Below are 16933 nucleotides of genomic sequence, written 5' to 3' on the forward strand. Positions count from 1 at the left end.
TAGAGCATTGGAACCACCTGATCCCATCCCGAACTCAGTAGTGAAACGATGCATCGCCGATGGTAGTGTGGGGTTTCCCCATGTGAGAGTAGGTCATCGTCAAGCACCTATACCAAAACCCCCGATCGTGAAAACGGTCGGGGGTTTTACTTTGTGGCGCGAAAACAAACCACGCCCAGCTCAGCCTTTGATAGGCAACTAAACAGGGCATCGTTATCATGCGTGCCTTATTGCTTGGCGGGACTCATATGCTTGCATTGTTAAGGCTTCTTCAAGACGGGCGCTTCCACTCTGGTGAGGCGCTTGGCGCGGCTTTGGGCGTGAGCCGCTCTGCTGTGTGGAAGAAGCTGCAGGCTTTGCAGGTCGAGTTGTCGTTACCGTTGCACAAGGTGCGCGGGCGCGGCTATCAGCTGGCGACGCCGCTGCAGTTGCTGGATGAGGATTGGCTAAATGCTCAAGTGGATGTCCCGCCGTGGCGTGCGTGCGTTATGCCCAGCGTGGACTCGACCAATGCTGAGGCGCTGCGGCTGTTGCCAGAAGCGCAAGCGCTGCCGTTCTATGTGATCGCTGAGCGGCAAACCAGTGGACGAGGGCGGCGGGGGCGTAGTTGGGTAAGTCCCTTCGGCGAGAATCTGTATTACAGCCTTGTTGTTCGTGTTGAAGGTGGCATGCGCCAGCTTGAGGGCATGAGCCTCGCTGTCGGCTTGGCCCTGCTACAGGTTATTCGCAGCTTTGGCGTGGCTGAGGCTGGATTGAAGTGGCCCAATGATGTGCTGGTGGGTGAGCGGAAGCTGGCGGGCATCCTATTAGAGCTGTCTGGCGATCCGGCTGATGTGTGTCATGTGGTCATCGGGATTGGCTTGAATGTGAATATGCTCGCGGCCGATCAGGGGGCTATTGGTCAGCCCTGGACTTCGATGCGTGCTGAGTTGGGGCGTCTGTTAAATCGCAATGAGCTAGTTAGTGAGTTGAATCGGCAGCTGTCGCGCTATCTGGATATTCAGCTGCGTGATGGTTTCGCAGCTTTGCAAGATGAGTGGCAGGCTTGTCACCTTTGGCAGGGGCGATCGGTTGCGTTAACGGCTGGCGGTGAGCCTATTGAAGGTGAGGTTTTAGGGGTGGATCGTTCCGGAGCCATTCGTCTTCGTGTTGATGGGGCTGAGCGAAGCTTTAGCGGCGGTGAGCTCAGTCTGAGGTTGCGTGATGATTCTTGAGCTCGACTGCGGTAATACCTTTATTAAGTGGCGCTTGCTGGGTGGTGGCAAGGCTACGGCAGACGTAGGTGGTGTCGTTGAGTCGGATCAAGCGCTTATAGAGGTGGTCCGCGAGCAAGCTGTGCAGCTGCGTGCCTGTCGTCTGGTGAGTGTGCGCAGCGACGAAGAGACAGCGCGGTTGATCTCGCTGCTTGAGCAGGCTTTTGCTGTCGAGTGTCGTGCGGCTCGCTCTGCTGTTTCCTTGTCGGGTGTTCGCAATGGTTATGAGCAGTACGAGCGCCTTGGGCTTGATCGCTGGCTTGCAGTGGTAGGGGCTTATCAGTTATCGGGCAAGGCCGTGCTGGTTATTGACCTGGGCACTGCGGTTACTTCGGATTTTGTGGGTGCAGATGGTGGGCACCAGGGCGGCTTTATTTGCCCGGGTATGCCGCTGATGCGCACGCAGTTGCGAACCCACACCCGCAGAACGCGCTATGACAGTGATGAGGCGGCCAAGGCGCTTGAAGATCTGGTGCCGGGGCGGGCGACTGCTGAAGCTGTTGAGCGTGGATGCTTGTTGATGCTGCGCGGTTTTGTCAGCGGTCAGGTGGCGATGGCGGCAGAGCTGCTGGGCAGTGACTTTGATGTTTTCCTCACTGGTGGTGATGCCCCGCTGGTTATGGATGTTATTCCGGGTGCGCGGGTTGTGCCGGACTTGGTGTTTATCGGCTTGGCGATCGCTTGCCCCATAGATTGAGGTCATGCATGCGCTGGATGTTCTTGTGGTTGGTTGTACTGAATCTGTTCTATTACGTGTGGCATCAGCAGCAGGCCCCTCTGCGGGTTACTGAGATTGCACCGCTGAATATGGCGCAAGACAGTAAGCGCGATATTCGCCTGCTCAGTGAGTCGAGCGCGCCGCCGCGGCGAGAGGTGGCTGTGGCGCAACCTGCTGAGGCGGTGTGCTTGTTTCTCGGTAGTTTTGAGGTGATGGCGGATGCGTCTGCCGTCGAGCAGCGGTTGTTGAGCTTGGATATTCAGTCGCGCGTGCAAAGTATGGATGCGGCGGCGGGCGTAGATTACTGGGTGTATCTACCTCCGCTGGCTTCGCGGCAGGCTTCATTGCGCCAATTGCGTGAGTTGCAAGCACGCAAGATCGATAGCTACATCATTACTCAGGGCGATCTGGCCAACGGTATCTCCCTGGGCATCTTTCCGCGTAGCGATTCAGCGCAGAGTGTGATGCAGCGTTTGCGTGATGCCGGGTACGAGCCGTCCCTGCGTGAGCTGACGCGTGCGCATCGCAGTTTCTGGGTGCGTATCTCTCCACAAAGTAGGCGTCTGGCGGATGATTCCTTGCTGCAGCGTTTGGCTTTTGACTTCAAAGGCTTAGAGCAGCAATTAATGCCTTGCGAAGGGGTTGCAAGCCCTCAATAGAATGCATAGAATGGCGCCCGCTTCGCAGGGTGGTGCTAACAAGTGTTCTGCGAAGTTACTGTCAATGAAGCTAACCTCAGGTTTTTTAATGAGAAATTGCTTGACAGTAGGTCGGCATAGAATGAGAATGCCGCCCCGTTTGGAGGGATTCCCGAGTGGCCAAAGGGATCAGACTGTAAATCTGACGTCATCGACTTCGAAGGTTCGAATCCTTCTCCCTCCACCAGATTTAGCGAGAGCTGCAGGCTCCGCGGGTATAGTTCAGTGGTAGAACCTCAGCCTTCCAAGCTGATGATGCGGGTTCGATTCCCGCTACCCGCTCCAGCATTGTTGTTTTCGCAATGTGTTTTGCTCATGTAGCTCAGTTGGTAGAGCACACCCTTGGTAAGGGTGAGGTCAGCGGTTCGAGTCCGCTCATGAGCTCCATCTAATAAAGGCAGATATGCAAGTATCTGCCTTTGTTTTATGGCGGTGATGCTGAGTCAATTCTTCTCTGGGAGGCAGTCAAAATGGCTAAAGAAAAGTTTGAGCGTAACAAGCCGCATGTCAACGTTGGCACTATCGGTCACGTTGACCACGGTAAAACCACTCTGACCGCTGCTCTGACCCGCGTCTGCTCCGAAGTGTTCGGTTCGGCCAAGGTTGACTTCGACAAGATCGACAGCGCCCCGGAAGAAAAAGCTCGCGGTATCACCATCAACACCGCTCACGTTGAATACGATTCGTCCGTGCGTCACTACGCGCACGTTGACTGCCCGGGTCACGCCGACTACGTAAAAAACATGATCACCGGTGCTGCGCAGATGGATGGCGCTATCCTGGTTTGCTCGGCCGCTGATGGTCCGATGCCGCAAACTCGTGAGCACATCCTGCTGTCCCGTCAGGTAGGCGTTCCGTACATCGTTGTCTTTCTGAACAAGGCTGACATGGTTGACGACGCAGAGCTGCTGGAGCTGGTTGAAATGGAGGTGCGCGACCTGCTCAGCACTTACGATTTCCCAGGCGACGACACTCCGATCATCATCGGTTCCGCTCTGATGGCTCTGAACGGCCAAGACGACAACGAAATGGGTACCAGCGCTGTTAAGAAGCTGGTTGAAACTCTGGATAGCTACATCCCAGAGCCAGTTCGTGCAATCGACAAGCCGTTCCTGATGCCAATCGAAGACGTATTCTCGATCTCCGGTCGTGGCACCGTGGTAACTGGCCGTATCGAGCGCGGTATCGTCAAGATCCAGGAAGAAATCGAGATCGTTGGTCTGCGTGATACCACCAAGACAACCTGTACCGGTGTTGAAATGTTCCGCAAGCTGCTCGACGAAGGTCGTGCTGGCGAGAACTGCGGCGTTCTGCTGCGCGGCACCAAGCGTGACGACGTAGAGCGTGGCCAGGTTCTGGTCAAGCCAGGTTCGGTTAAGCCGCACACCACCTTCACTGCAGAAGTGTATGTGTTGAGCAAAGAAGAAGGCGGTCGTCACACTCCGTTCTTCAAAGGCTACCGTCCTCAGTTCTACTTCCGTACTACTGACGTAACTGGTAACTGCGAACTGCCGGAAGGCGTTGAGATGGTAATGCCAGGTGACAACATCCAGATGACTGTCACTCTGATCAAGACCATCGCAATGGAAGAAGGTCTGCGTTTCGCTATTCGTGAAGGCGGTCGTACCGTCGGCGCTGGCGTCGTAGCTAAGATCATCGCTTAATCGATTGATCTGTTTTGATCGGGCCGGCATAATGGTCGGCCTGATTCAGTTTTTAGGTCAGTAGCTCAATTGGCAGAGCGACGGTCTCCAAAACCGTAGGTTGGGGGTTCGATTCCCTCCTGACCTGCCATTTTCCCTAGAATTTGGCGCGTCTTTTTACAGGATATTAGTAGATGAATGTTAAGGCTGAAGCCAAAGACTCTCGCTTCGATCTGCTTAAGTGGCTCGTAGTTGCTGCTCTGGTAATCGCAGGCGTAGTCGGTAATCAGTATTTCTCTGCTGAGCCTATTCTGTATCGCGTTTTGGCCTTGCTTGTTGTTGCAGCATTGGCTGGTGTGATTGCCCTGCAAACATCAAAAGGCCAGGCCTTTTGGGTGTTGGCAAAAGAAGCTCGCGTTGAAATTCGCAAGGTCGTTTGGCCGACTCGCCAGGAAACCACGCAGACAACGTTGATCGTTGTGGCTGTTGTTTTGGTTATGGCGCTGTTGTTGTGGGGTTTAGATTCCCTGCTTGGTTGGCTTGTTTCGTTGATTGTCGGCTAAGGGTGTCCCGTGGCTAAGCGTTGGTACGTTGTGCATGCTTACTCGGGTTACGAGAAGCATGTTATGCGCTCGTTAGTCGAGCGTGTGAAGCTCGCTGGTATGGAAGACGTTTTTGGCGAGATTCTGGTCCCCACTGAAGAAGTAGTGGAGATGCGGAACGGTCAAAAGCGCAAGAGTGAGCGTAAGTTCTTCCCAGGTTATGTCCTGGTGCAGATGGAGATGAGCGAGGCTACTTGGCATTTGATCAAGAACACCCCGCGCGTCATGGGCTTCATCGGTGGTACTGCAGATAAGCCTGCACCGATCACTGAAAAAGAAGCTGATGCCATTCTGCGTCGTGTTGCCGACAGTGGTGACAAGCCGAAGCCGAAAACATTGTTCGAGCCCGGTGAAATGGTGCGCGTGACTGATGGTCCGTTTGCCGATTTCAGTGGTGTTGTTGAAGAAGTTAATTACGAGAAGAGTCGCATCCAGGTGGCAGTGACTATTTTTGGTCGCTCTACACCGGTCGAGCTGGAGTTCAGTCAGGTCGAAAAGGCATAACTGACATAAGCATCCCTTACCCCGCAGCCATAGGCTGCGGGGTTTTGTCGTCACTGGGATAAATAGGCAATAACTGGGGAGCTGAAAGGCGCTAGAACCCAAAACTGGAGTAGCTCATGGCTAAGAAAATTACGGCTTATATCAAGCTGCAAGTAAAGGCTGCACAAGCCAACCCCTCGCCACCTGTCGGCCCAGCTCTGGGTCAGCACGGCGTGAACATCATGGAATTCTGCAAGGCGTTCAACGCCCGCACCCAGGGCATGGAACCTGGTCTGCCGACTCCAGTGATCATCACTGTTTATAGCGACCGTAGCTTCACCTTTGAAACCAAAAGCACCCCTGCTTCGGTTCTGCTGAAGAAGGCTGCTGGCCTGACCAGCGGTTCGGCTCGTCCGAACACCGTTAAGGTTGGCACCGTGACTCGTGCTCAGCTGGAAGAGATCGCCAAAACCAAACAGGCTGATCTGACTGCCGCTGATATGGATGCAGCTGTGCGTACTATCGCCGGCTCCGCTCGTAGCATGGGCCTCAACGTGGAGGGTGTGTAATGGCTAAGTTGACCAAGCGTCAAAAGGCAATCGCTGAGAAAGTTGAAGCTGGTAAGGCTTACAACTTTGTTGAAGCTGCCGCTCTGCTGGCTGAGCTGTCTGCAGTTAAGTTCTCTGAGTCGGTAGATATCGCCGTCAACCTCGGTGTTGACCCGCGTAAATCCGACCAGGTTGTACGTGGCGCCACCGTTCTGCCGAACGGTTCGGGCAAAAGCGTTCGCGTTGCCGTGTTCACCCAGGGTCCAGCTGCTGAAGCTGCTTTGGCTGCCGGCGCTGATCGCGTTGGTATGGACGATCTGGCTGCCGAAATGAAAGGCGGCGACCTGAACTATGACGTAGTAATTGCTTCCCCGGATGCAATGCGCGTTGTGGGTCAGCTGGGCCAAGTGCTCGGCCCACGTGGTCTGATGCCTAACCCGAAAGTCGGCACCGTTACCCCTGACGTGGCTACCGCTGTGAAGAATGCCAAAGCTGGTCAAGTACGTTTCCGTACTGACAAGAACGGCATCATCCACGGTTCCGTCGGCAAGGTTGGTTTTGACGCCGAGAAGCTGAAGCAGAACGTTGAAGCGCTGATTTCCGACCTCAAGCGTCTGAAGCCATCGACTTCGAAAGGTGTTTACGTCAAGCGCGTAACCCTGAGCACTACCATGGGTCCTGGTTTGGTCATCGACCAAGGCTCGCTCGACGCGTAATACATAGAGGCAGTGCGAGTAATTGCGCTGTCTCGAATCTTTGGGGTCCCTGCTTTGCGGGGGCTATCCAAGACCGTAGGTGGCGCAAGCCTTAAATTAACCGCCTACGCAGATGGTGCTCCCGGTTCCTTACCGAATCAGACACCAAAACGACATCCGGCTTCGGCCAGATGAAACGGTAACAAGCAGGAGTTTTACCCGTGGCAATTAAACTCGAAGACAAGAAGGCCATCGTCGCTGAAGTCAACGAGGCTGCCAAAGTAGCCCTTTCCGCTGTCGTGGCTGATGCCCGTGGCGTGACTGTAGGCGCTATGACCGGACTCCGTAAAGAGGCCCGCGAAGCTGGCGTATACGTACGTGTTGTACGTAATACCCTGCTCAAGCGCGCTGTTGAAGGCACCGAGTATTCGGTCCTCAACGACGTGTTCAAAGGCCCGACCCTGATTGCATTCTCCAAGGAACATCCGGGCGCTGCTGCTCGTATTTTCAAAGAGTTCGCCAAGGGTCAGGATAAGTTCGAGATCAAGGCAGCTGCGTTCGAGGGCAAGTTCCTCGCAGCAAACGAGATCGACGTGTTGGCTTCGCTGCCAACTCGCGACGAAGCTATTGCGAAGCTGATGAGCGTGATCCAAGGCGCTACCAGCAAGCTGGCTCGTACTCTGGCGGCCATTCGCGACCAGAAAGAAGCTACCGCTGCCTAAGGCATCGCAAGCTCTTTCAAAATCATATGTTTAATTTGATGGCTGCGTAGGCTGTCACCCCAATACAGGATTTAAGTCATGTCTCTGACTAACGAACAAATCATCGAAGCAATTGGCCAGAAAACTGTTCTGGAAGTTGTTGAACTGATCAAAGCAATGGAAGAAACCTTCGGCGTTACCGCTGCTGTTGCTGCTGCTGGTCCAGCTGCTGCTGCCGCTGTTGTTGAAGAGCAAACCGAATTCAACGTGATGTTGGTTGAAGCCGGCGAGAAGAAAGTAAACGTGATCAAGGCAGTTCGTGAACTGACCGGTCTGGGCCTGAAAGAAGCCAAGGCTGTAGTTGACGGCGCTCCTGCCATGGTTCTGGAAGCTGTTGCGAAAGACGCAGCTGACAAAGCCAAAGCTGCTTTGGAAGAAGCTGGCGCCAAAGTCGAGCTCAAGTAAGCGACGACCTTGCGTCTACAGCCCAAGCGTTAAGCGAAAGGCTGATGGCTGGTGGCTTTTGCCACCGGCCTTTTTCCGTTCTAGGTCGGCGAATCGTTCGCTGCTCTAAGGCGTGAAATACCCACCCGATGAGGTGGCGCAAACCTCGGGTTTGCAAGAGTTTCTGGCAACTCCCGTCGGAGGGGCCAAATAAGCAGGTGACCAAGCTGGGGAACGCTGATGGCTTACTCATATACTGAGAAAAAACGTATCCGCAAGGACTTTAGCAAGTTGCCGGATGTCATGGATGTGCCTTATCTCCTGGCCATCCAGCTGGATTCGTATCGTGAATTCCTGCAGGCAGGGGCGACCAAGGACCAGTTCCGCGACATTGGCCTGCATGCGGCCTTCAAGTCTGTTTTCCCGATTATCAGCTACTCCGGCAATGCTGCTCTGGAGTACGTCGGTTATCGCTTGGGCGAGCCGGCTTTTGATGTCAAGGAATGTACGCTGCGCGGCGTAACCTATGCCGTACCGCTGCGGGTAAAAGTCCGTCTGATCATTTTCGACAAAGAATCGTCGAACAAAGCGATCAAGGACATCAAAGAGCAAGAAGTGTACATGGGCGAAATTCCGCTCATGACCGAGAACGGTACCTTCGTTATCAACGGTACCGAGCGCGTTATCGTTTCCCAGCTGCACCGCTCCCCAGGCGTGTTCTTTGACCACGACCGTGGCAAGACGCACAGCTCGGGCAAGCTGCTGTACTCGGCGCGCATCATTCCTTACCGCGGCTCCTGGCTGGACTTCGAGTTCGATCCGAAGGACGCCGTGTTCGTGCGTATCGACCGTCGTCGCAAACTGCCGGCTTCTGTGCTCCTGCGCGCGCTGGGCTACAGCACTGAAGAAGTGCTGGACGCTTTCTATGCGACCAACGTTTTCCACGTTAAGGGCGAGTCCCTCAACCTGGAGCTGGTTCCGCAGCGTCTGCGCGGTGAAATTGCCGTCCTCGATATCCTCGATGACAAGGGCAAGGTCATCGTTGAGCAAGGCCGTCGGATTACCGCGCGCCATATCAACCAGCTGGACAAAGCCGGCATCAAAGAGCTGGAAGTGCCGATCGACTACCTGATCGGTCGCACCTCGGCCAAGGCCATCGTGCACCCGGCTACCGGCGAAATCATCGCTGAGTGCAACACCGAGCTGAACGTTGAGATCCTGGCCAAAGTGGTCAAGGCTCAGGTCGTACGCATCGAAACGTTGTACACCAACGACATCGATTGCGGTCCGTTTATCTCCGATACCCTGAAGATCGACAGCACCACCAATCAGTTGGAAGCGCTGGTCGAGATCTACCGCATGATGCGTCCTGGCGAGCCGCCAACCAAGGATGCTGCCGAGACTCTGTTCAACAATCTGTTCTTCAGCGCCGAGCGTTACGATCTGTCGGCCGTGGGCCGGATGAAGTTCAACCGTCGTATCGGTCGCACCGAAATCGAAGGTTCGGGCGTGCTGAGCAAGGAAGATATCGTTGCGGTCCTCAAGACCCTGGTCGATATCCGTAACGGCAAAGGCATCGTCGACGACATCGACCACCTGGGTAACCGTCGTGTTCGCTGCGTAGGCGAAATGGCCGAGAACCAGTTCCGCGTTGGCCTGGTACGTGTTGAGCGTGCGGTCAAAGAGCGTCTGTCGATGGCCGAAAGCGAAGGCCTGATGCCGCAAGACCTGATTAACGCCAAGCCGGTTGCGGCAGCGGTGAAAGAGTTCTTCGGTTCCAGCCAGCTCTCGCAGTTTATGGACCAAAACAACCCGCTCTCCGAGATCACCCACAAGCGCCGTGTTTCGGCTCTTGGCCCAGGCGGTCTGACCCGTGAGCGTGCTGGCTTCGAAGTCCGTGACGTACACCCGACCCACTACGGCCGTGTGTGCCCGATCGAGACCCCTGAAGGTCCGAACATCGGTCTGATCAACTCCCTGGCAGCCTATGCTCGCACCAATCAGTACGGTTTCCTCGAGAGCCCGTACCGTGTGGTGAAAGACACCCTGGTTACCGACGAAATCGTGTTCCTGTCCGCCATCGAAGAGGCTGATCACGTGATCGCCCAGGCTTCGGCGACCATGAACAACAAAGGTCAGCTGGTTGATGAGTTGGTGGCCGTACGTCACCTCAACGAATTCACCGTTAAAGCGCCTGAAGACGTCACCCTGATGGACGTATCGCCTAAGCAGGTAGTTTCGGTTGCTGCTTCGTTGATCCCGTTCCTCGAGCATGACGACGCCAACCGTGCGTTGATGGGCTCGAACATGCAACGTCAGGCTGTACCAACCCTGCGCGCTGACAAGCCGCTGGTCGGTACCGGCATGGAGCGCAACGTAGCGCGCGACTCCGGCGTTTGCGTCGTGGCTCGCCGTGGCGGTGTGATCGACTCCGTCGATGCCAGCCGTGTTGTAGTTCGCGTCAATGACGACGAAGTTGAAACTGGCGAAGCTGGTGTCGACATCTACAACCTGACCAAATACACCCGCTCCAACCAGAACACCTGCATCAACCAGCGTCCGCTGGTGAGCAAAGGTGACAAGGTTGAGCGCAGCGACATCCTGGCCGACGGCCCGTCCACCGATATGGGTGAACTGGCTCTGGGTCAGAACATGCGCGTCGCGTTCATGCCGTGGAACGGTTACAACTTCGAAGACTCCATCTGCCTCTCCGAGCGCGTGGTGCAAGAAGATCGTTTCACCACCATCCACATTCAGGAACTGACCTGTGTGGCGCGTGACACCAAGCTCGGCTCGGAAGAAATCACTTCCGACATCCCGAACGTCGGTGAATCTGCGCTGAACAAGCTGGACGAAGCAGGCATCGTGTATGTCGGCGCTGAAGTGGGCCCAGGTGACATTCTGGTCGGCAAGGTCACGCCAAAAGGCGAAACCCAACTGACTCCGGAAGAGAAGCTGCTGCGTGCGATCTTCGGGGAGAAGGCGTCTGACGTTAAAGACACCTCCCTGCGTGTGCCAACTGGCACCAAAGGTACCGTTATCGACGTGCAGGTCTTCACTCGTGATGGCGTGGAGCGCGATGCGCGTGCCCTGTCGATCGAGAAGAGCCAGCTCGACGAGATCCGTAAGGACCTCAACGAAGAGTTCCGCATCGTTGAAGGTGCAACCTTCGAGCGTCTGCGTTCCGCTCTGGTTGGTAAGAAAGTTGAAGGCGGCGCTGGCCTGAAGAAAGGCGCAGAAGTCACCGACGAGTTCCTCGACGGCCTCGAGCGCGGCCAGTGGTTCAAGCTGCGTATGGCTGACGATGCCCTGAACGAGCAGTTGGAAAAGGCCCAGGCCTACATCTCCGACCGCCGTCAGCTGCTCGACGACAAGTTCGAAGACAAGAAGCGCAAACTGCAGCAGGGCGATGACCTGGCTCCAGGCGTGCTGAAGATCGTCAAGGTCTACCTGGCAATCCGTCGCCGCATCCAGCCGGGCGACAAGATGGCCGGTCGTCACGGTAACAAGGGTGTGGTCTCGGTGATCATGCCGGTTGAAGACATGCCGCACGACATCCACGGTACGCCGGTGGACATCGTACTGAACCCGCTGGGCGTACCATCGCGTATGAACGTCGGTCAGATCCTTGAAACCCACCTGGGCCTCGCGGCCAAAGGTCTGGGCGAGAAGATCAACCGCATGCTCGAAGAGCAGCGCAAGGTCGCTGAACTGCGTAAGTTCATGCAGCAGATCTACAACGAGATCGGCGGTCGTCAGGAAAGCCTGGATGAGTTGAGCGATCAGGAAATCCTTCGTTTGGCGCACAACCTCAAAGGCGGTGTGCCAATGGCCACCCCGGTGTTCGACGGTGCCAAGGAAAGCGAAATCAAGGCCATGCTGAAACTGGCAGACCTGCCAGAAAGCGGCCAGATGCGCCTGATCGACGGTCGTACTGGTAACCAGTTCGAGCGTCCGACCACCGTTGGCTACATGTACATGCTGAAACTGAACCACCTGGTGGACGACAAGATGCACGCGCGTTCCACGGGTTCCTACAGCCTGGTTACTCAGCAGCCGCTGGGTGGTAAGGCGCAGTTCGGTGGTCAGCGCTTCGGTGAGATGGAGGTCTGGGCACTGGAAGCCTACGGCGCCGCCTACACCCTGCAGGAAATGCTGACCGTGAAGTCGGACGACGTGAACGGCCGTACCAAGATGTACAAAAACATCGTGGACGGTGATCACCGTATGGAGCCGGGCATGCCCGAGTCCTTCAACGTACTGATCAAAGAGATCCGTTCGCTGGGTATCGACATCGATCTGGAAACCGAATAACACGTGACGCGAATCGAGAGCGGGGCTATCTAGCCCGCTCTCTGCTCCGCCAGGAGGAAAGGCCTTGAAAGACCTACTGAATTTGCTGAAAAACCAGGGTCAAGTCGAAGAGTTCGATGCCATTCGCATCGGCCTTGCTTCGCCTGAGATGATCCGTTCGTGGTCGTTCGGTGAAGTTAAAAAACCGGAAACCATTAACTACCGTACGTTCAAGCCTGAGCGTGACGGCCTGTTCTGCGCCAAGATCTTTGGCCCGGTAAAGGATTACGAGTGCCTGTGCGGTAAGTACAAGCGCTTGAAGCATCGCGGCGTGATCTGCGAGAAGTGCGGTGTTGAAGTTGCACTGGCTAAGGTTCGTCGTGAGCGCATGGCGCACATCGAACTGGCTTCGCCGGTTGCCCACATCTGGTTCCTGAAATCGCTGCCGAGCCGTATCGGTTTGCTGATGGACATGACCCTGCGCGATATCGAACGCGTGCTCTACTTCGAGAGCTATGTCGTTATCGACCCGGGCATGACCACCCTTGAAAAAGGCCAGCTGCTGAACGACGAGCAGTACTTCGAAGCCCTCGAAGAGTTCGGTGATGACTTCGACGCCCGTATGGGTGCTGAAGCCGTTCGCGAACTGCTGCACGCGATCGACCTGGAGCACGAGATTGGCCGTCTGCGCGAAGAAATTCCGCAAACCAACTCGGAAACCAAGATCAAGAAGCTGTCCAAGCGTCTGAAGCTGATGGAAGCCTTCCTCGGCTCGGGCAACCTGCCTGAGTGGATGGTGTTGACCGTTCTGCCGGTTCTGCCGCCAGATCTGCGTCCGCTGGTTCCGCTCGACGGTGGCCGTTTCGCGACTTCGGATCTCAACGATCTGTATCGCCGCGTGATCAACCGTAACAACCGCCTCAAGCGCCTGCTCGATCTGTCCGCACCGGACATCATCGTGCGCAACGAAAAGCGCATGCTGCAGGAAGCGGTCGACGCCCTGCTCGACAACGGCCGTCGCGGTCGCGCCATCACTGGCTCGAACAAGCGTCCGCTGAAGTCCTTGGCTGACATGATCAAGGGTAAGCAAGGTCGTTTCCGTCAGAACCTGCTCGGTAAGCGCGTGGACTACTCCGGTCGTTCCGTTATTACCGTGGGCCCGACTCTGCGTCTGCACCAGTGCGGTCTGCCGAAGAAGATGGCGCTCGAGCTGTTCAAGCCGTTCATCTTCGGCAAGCTGGAAATGCGTGGTCTCGCGACCACCATCAAAGCCGCGAAGAAAATGGTCGAGCGCGAGCTGCCAGAGGTTTGGGACGTTCTTGCCGAAGTGATTCGCGAACACCCAGTGCTGCTCAACCGTGCACCAACCCTTCACCGTCTGGGCATCCAGGCGTTTGAACCGGTTCTGATCGAAGGTAAAGCGATTCAGCTGCACCCGCTGGTCTGCGCCGCGTACAACGCCGACTTCGACGGTGACCAGATGGCCGTGCACGTACCGCTGACGCTGGAAGCCCAGCTGGAAGCGCGCGCACTGATGATGTCGACCAACAACATCCTGTCGCCTGCCAACGGTGAGCCAATCATCGTTCCTTCGCAGGACGTGGTACTGGGTCTGTATTACATGACCCGCGAAGCGATCAACGCCAAGGGCGAAGGCCGCGTATTCGCTGACCTACAGGAAGTTGACCGGGTTTTCCGTGGTGGCGAAGCCTCGCTGCATGCTCGCGTAAAAGTGCGCATCAACGAAGTGATCAAAGACCGCGACGGCACCATCACCAAGAACACCCGTATCGTCGACACCACTGTCGGCCGTGCGTTGCTGTTCCAGATCGTGCCGGATGGCCTGTCGTATGACGTGGTTAACCAGTCGATGAAGAAGAAGGCGATCTCCAAGCTGATCAACCAGTGCTACCGCACCGTTGGCTTGAAAGACACCGTTATCTTCGCTGACCAGCTGATGTACACCGGTTTCGCTTACTCGACCATCTCTGGTGTGTCGATCGGCGTGAACGACTTCGTTATCCCGGATGAGAAGGCGCGCATCATTGACGCCGCCACCGAGGAAGTTAAAGAGATCGAATCGCAGTACGCTTCCGGCCTGGTAACCCAGGGCGAGAAGTACAACAAGGTGATCGACCTCTGGTCCAAGGCTAACGACGAAGTGTCCAAAGCGATGATGGCCAACCTCTCGAAAGAGAAAGTGGTTGATCGCGAAGGCAAAACCGTTGAGCAAGAGTCGTTCAACTCGATGTACATGATGGCCGACTCCGGTGCGCGGGGTTCTGCTGCGCAGATCCGTCAGCTCGCTGGTATGCGTGGTCTGATGGCCAAGCCAGACGGTTCGATCATCGAAACGCCGATCACCGCGAACTTCCGCGAAGGTCTGTCGGTTCTGCAGTACTTCATCTCGACGCACGGTGCTCGTAAGGGTCTTGCGGATACCGCGTTGAAAACTGCTAACTCCGGTTACCTGACTCGTCGTCTGGTCGACGTGGCCCAGGATCTGGTGGTTACCGCAATCGATTGCGGCACCGAGCATGGCCTGCTGATGACGCCGCACATTGAAGGCGGTGACGTAGTTGAGCCGTTGGGTGAACGCGTACTGGGTCGTGTCATCGCCCGTGACGTGTTCAAGCCTGGCACCGAGGAGCTTCTGGTTCCGGCCGGTACCTTGGTTGACGAGCAGTGGGTTGAATTCATCGAGCTGAACAGCATCGACGAAGTGATCGTACGTTCGCCGATTAGCTGTGAAACTCGCTACGGGATCTGCGCCAAGTGCTACGGTCGCGACCTGGCCCGTGGTCACCAGATCAATATCGGTGAAGCCGTCGGTGTTATCGCTGCTCAGTCGATCGGTGAGCCGGGTACCCAGCTGACCATGCGTACGTTCCACATCGGTGGTGCGGCTAGCCGGACCTCGGCTGCTGACAGCGTACAAGTGAAGAATGGCGGTGCGATTCGTCTGCACAACCTGAAGCACGTTGAGCGTCTTGACGGCAACCTGGTAGCGGTTTCCCGTTCCGGTGAGCTGGCGATTGCTGACGAGTTCGGTCGTGAGCGCGAGCGCTACAAGCTGCCATACGGTGCTGTGATTTCCGTGAAGGAAGGCGACAAGGTTGATGCTGGCGCCATCGTCGCCAAGTGGGACCCGCACACCCACCCGATCGTTACCGAAATGAAAGGTACCGTGACCTACGTGGGCATGGAAGAAGGCATCACCATCAAGCGTCAGACGGACGAATTGACTGGTTTGACCAACATCGAAGTCCTCGATCCGAAAGATCGTCCGGCTGCCGGCAAGGACATCCGTCCTGCGGTGAAGATGGTTGGCGAAGACGGTAAGGATCTGCTGCTGCCGGGTACTGACGTACTGGCTCAGTACTTCCTGCCGGCCAACGCCCTGGTGGGTGTGGCGAACGGTGCGCAGATCGCGATCGGTGATGTTATCGCTCGTATTCCGCAAGAAACTTCGAAGACCCGTGACATCACCGGTGGTCTGCCGCGCGTTGCCGACTTGTTCGAAGCGCGTCGTCCGAAAGAAGCTTCGATTCTGGCGGAAATCAGCGGCACCATCGCGTTCGGTAAAGAGACCAAAGGCAAACGCCGTCTGGTTATTACCCCGAACGACGGTAGCGATCCGTATGAGGAGCTGATTCCGAAGTGGCGTCACCTGAACGTGTTCGAGGGTGAGCAGGTCAACAAGGGTGAAGTCATCTCCGACGGTCCTAGCGACCCGCACGATATCCTGCGTTTGCTGGGTGTCAGTGCGTTGGCCAAGTACATCGTTAACGAGATTCAGGACGTTTACCGCCTGCAGGGCGTGAAGATCAACGACAAGCACATCGAAACCATCCTGCGTCAGATGTTGCGCAAGGTTGAAGTGGCTGAGTCGGGCGATTCCTCCTTCATCAAGGGCGACCAGATGGAGTTGACCGCGGTACTGGGTGAAAACGAGCGTCTGGCTGCAGAAGACAAGTTCGTTGCCAAGTACACCCGCGTTCTGCTGGGTATCACCAAGGCGTCGTTGTCCACCGAGTCGTTCATCTCGGCGGCTTCTTTCCAGGAAACCACTCGCGTTCTTACTGAGGCGGCGGTTACTGGCAAGCGCGACTACCTGCGTGGTCTGAAAGAAAACGTGGTTGTGGGTCGTCTGATCCCAGCCGGTACCGGTCTGGCGTATCACAGCGAGCGTAAGCGTAAGCGTGATGCAGCTCAGCCGGTACGTGTCAGTGCCAGTGAAGTGGAAGCCGCACTGACCGAAGCGCTGAACTCCAGCAGCAATTAAGTTCAAAGCCCCGCTAGTTCGCTAGCGGGGCTTTGTCTTGACTGGGGCGGTGAGTCTCTTTAGACTCATGCACCCCTAAATTTGGCAGGGCACGTGCTCTGCCATTTTGTTTGTAGGGCAATAGCGTCGCAAGACAACAGTGGAGCTTAAGATGGCAACTATCAACCAGCTGGTACGTCAGCCGCGTAAGCGTATCGTCGAGAAATCCGACGTGCCTGCGCTGCAGAACTGCCCGCAGCGTCGTGGTGTGTGCACTCGCGTGTATACCACTACGCCGAAAAAACCTAACTCGGCACTGCGTAAAGTATGCCGTGTACGCCTGACCAACGGTTTCGAGGTTTCCTCGTACATCGGCGGTGAAGGCCACAACCTGCAAGAGCACAGCGTCGTACTGATTCGCGGCGGCCGTGTAAAAGACTTGCCAGGTGTGCGTTACCACACCGTGCGCGGTTCGCTGGATACTTCCGGCGTTAAAGACCGTAAGCAGGGTCGTTCGAAGTACGGTACCAAGCGTCCGAAGTAATCGGCGTTTGTACTGAATTGCGAATTTCTAATTTTCTGAGTCGATAA

Annotated in this window: 13 protein-coding genes, 4 tRNA genes and 1 rRNA gene; all 18 read left to right on the plus strand. The window is 56.1% G+C overall.

What is annotated here, in order from left to right:
- Window positions 1-105: ribosomal RNA gene (gene rrf / locus HCI85_RS18715) — 5S ribosomal RNA — on the plus strand; the annotation flags it as partial.
- Between the two features lie 143 nt (window positions 106-248).
- Window positions 249-1214 (plus strand): bifunctional biotin--[acetyl-CoA-carboxylase] ligase/biotin operon repressor BirA, encoded by a 966-nt coding sequence (gene birA, locus HCI85_RS18720; RefSeq protein WP_167147883.1) that lies wholly within the window; start codon window positions 249-251, stop codon window positions 1212-1214.
- Window positions 1204-1950, plus strand: a complete 747-nt coding sequence (locus HCI85_RS18725) for a pantothenate kinase (protein ID WP_167147112.1) — start codon at window positions 1204-1206, stop codon at window positions 1948-1950. Before birA ends, HCI85_RS18725 begins: the two co-directional genes overlap by 11 nt.
- Window positions 1951-1958: 8 nt before the next feature.
- Complete coding sequence (locus HCI85_RS18730) at window positions 1959-2630, plus strand: SPOR domain-containing protein (RefSeq protein WP_090256316.1); 672 nt, start codon at window positions 1959-1961, stop codon at window positions 2628-2630.
- 141 nt (window positions 2631-2771) lie between these two features.
- Window positions 2772-2856: transfer RNA gene (locus HCI85_RS18735), tRNA-Tyr, on the plus strand.
- Window positions 2857-2880: 24 nt separating this feature from the next.
- Window positions 2881-2954, plus strand: a tRNA-Gly gene (locus HCI85_RS18740).
- A 26-nt stretch (window positions 2955-2980) separates the two neighbouring features.
- A tRNA-Thr gene (locus HCI85_RS18745) sits at window positions 2981-3056 on the plus strand.
- Between the two features lie 83 nt (window positions 3057-3139).
- A complete protein-coding gene (tuf, locus tag HCI85_RS18750) occupies window positions 3140-4333 on the plus strand; it encodes an elongation factor Tu (RefSeq protein WP_090377379.1) in 1194 nt (397 codons plus the stop codon).
- 54 nt (window positions 4334-4387) lie between these two features.
- Window positions 4388-4463: transfer RNA gene (locus HCI85_RS18755), tRNA-Trp, on the plus strand.
- 43 nt (window positions 4464-4506) lie between these two features.
- Window positions 4507-4875 (plus strand): preprotein translocase subunit SecE, encoded by a 369-nt coding sequence (gene secE / locus HCI85_RS18760; RefSeq protein WP_090256277.1) that lies wholly within the window; start codon window positions 4507-4509, stop codon window positions 4873-4875.
- A 9-nt stretch (window positions 4876-4884) separates the two neighbouring features.
- Entirely contained in the window at window positions 4885-5418 is a 534-nt protein-coding gene (gene nusG / locus HCI85_RS18765) for a transcription termination/antitermination protein NusG (RefSeq protein ID WP_090256278.1), read from the plus strand.
- Between the two features lie 116 nt (window positions 5419-5534).
- A complete protein-coding gene (gene rplK / locus HCI85_RS18770; RefSeq protein ID WP_069522401.1) occupies window positions 5535-5966 on the plus strand; it encodes a 50S ribosomal protein L11 in 432 nt (143 codons plus the stop codon).
- Complete coding sequence (rplA, locus tag HCI85_RS18775) at window positions 5966-6661, plus strand: 50S ribosomal protein L1 (RefSeq protein WP_090256279.1); 696 nt, start codon at window positions 5966-5968, stop codon at window positions 6659-6661. Before rplK ends, rplA begins: the two co-directional genes overlap by 1 nt.
- A gap of 200 nt (window positions 6662-6861) precedes the next feature.
- Window positions 6862-7362: a 50S ribosomal protein L10 gene (gene rplJ / locus HCI85_RS18780; protein WP_069522397.1), complete on the plus strand. Its 501-nt coding sequence runs from the start codon at window positions 6862-6864 to the stop codon at window positions 7360-7362.
- A 78-nt stretch (window positions 7363-7440) separates the two neighbouring features.
- Window positions 7441-7806: a 50S ribosomal protein L7/L12 gene (rplL, locus tag HCI85_RS18785; RefSeq protein WP_090256280.1), complete on the plus strand. Its 366-nt coding sequence runs from the start codon at window positions 7441-7443 to the stop codon at window positions 7804-7806.
- 219 nt (window positions 7807-8025) lie between these two features.
- A complete protein-coding gene (gene rpoB / locus HCI85_RS18790) occupies window positions 8026-12099 on the plus strand; it encodes a DNA-directed RNA polymerase subunit beta (protein ID WP_160089366.1) in 4074 nt (1357 codons plus the stop codon).
- A 64-nt stretch (window positions 12100-12163) separates the two neighbouring features.
- Window positions 12164-16363, plus strand: a complete 4200-nt coding sequence (rpoC, locus tag HCI85_RS18795; protein ID WP_090256282.1) for a DNA-directed RNA polymerase subunit beta' — start codon at window positions 12164-12166, stop codon at window positions 16361-16363.
- Between the two features lie 151 nt (window positions 16364-16514).
- Complete coding sequence (gene rpsL, locus HCI85_RS18800; protein ID WP_003463319.1) at window positions 16515-16886, plus strand: 30S ribosomal protein S12; 372 nt, start codon at window positions 16515-16517, stop codon at window positions 16884-16886.
- Window positions 16887-16933: the final 47 nt, after the last annotated feature.

Origin of the sequence: Pseudomonas sp. OTU750018, assembly GCF_011636575.1 — a bacterium.
Lineage (GTDB): Bacteria > Pseudomonadota > Gammaproteobacteria > Pseudomonadales > Pseudomonadaceae > Aquipseudomonas > Aquipseudomonas peli.

Excerpts from the sequence above, each read along its gene's own strand:
- birA (WP_167147883.1), top strand. The coding sequence starts at position 249 with ATGCTTGCATTGTTAAGGCTTCTTCAAGACGGGCGCTTCCACTCTGGT.
- HCI85_RS18725 (WP_167147112.1), top strand. The coding sequence starts at position 1,204 with ATGATTCTTGAGCTCGACTGCGGTAATACCTTTATTAAGTGGCGCTTG.
- HCI85_RS18730 (WP_090256316.1), top strand. The coding sequence starts at position 1,959 with ATGCGCTGGATGTTCTTGTGGTTGGTTGTACTGAATCTGTTCTATTAC.
- tuf (WP_090377379.1), top strand. The coding sequence starts at position 3,140 with ATGGCTAAAGAAAAGTTTGAGCGTAACAAGCCGCATGTCAACGTTGGC.
- secE (WP_090256277.1), top strand. The coding sequence starts at position 4,507 with ATGAATGTTAAGGCTGAAGCCAAAGACTCTCGCTTCGATCTGCTTAAG.
- rplK (WP_069522401.1), top strand. The coding sequence starts at position 5,535 with ATGGCTAAGAAAATTACGGCTTATATCAAGCTGCAAGTAAAGGCTGCA.
- rplA (WP_090256279.1), top strand. The coding sequence starts at position 5,966 with ATGGCTAAGTTGACCAAGCGTCAAAAGGCAATCGCTGAGAAAGTTGAA.
- rplL (WP_090256280.1), top strand. The coding sequence starts at position 7,441 with ATGTCTCTGACTAACGAACAAATCATCGAAGCAATTGGCCAGAAAACT.
- rpoB (WP_160089366.1), top strand. The coding sequence starts at position 8,026 with ATGGCTTACTCATATACTGAGAAAAAACGTATCCGCAAGGACTTTAGC.
- rpsL (WP_003463319.1), top strand. The coding sequence starts at position 16,515 with ATGGCAACTATCAACCAGCTGGTACGTCAGCCGCGTAAGCGTATCGTC.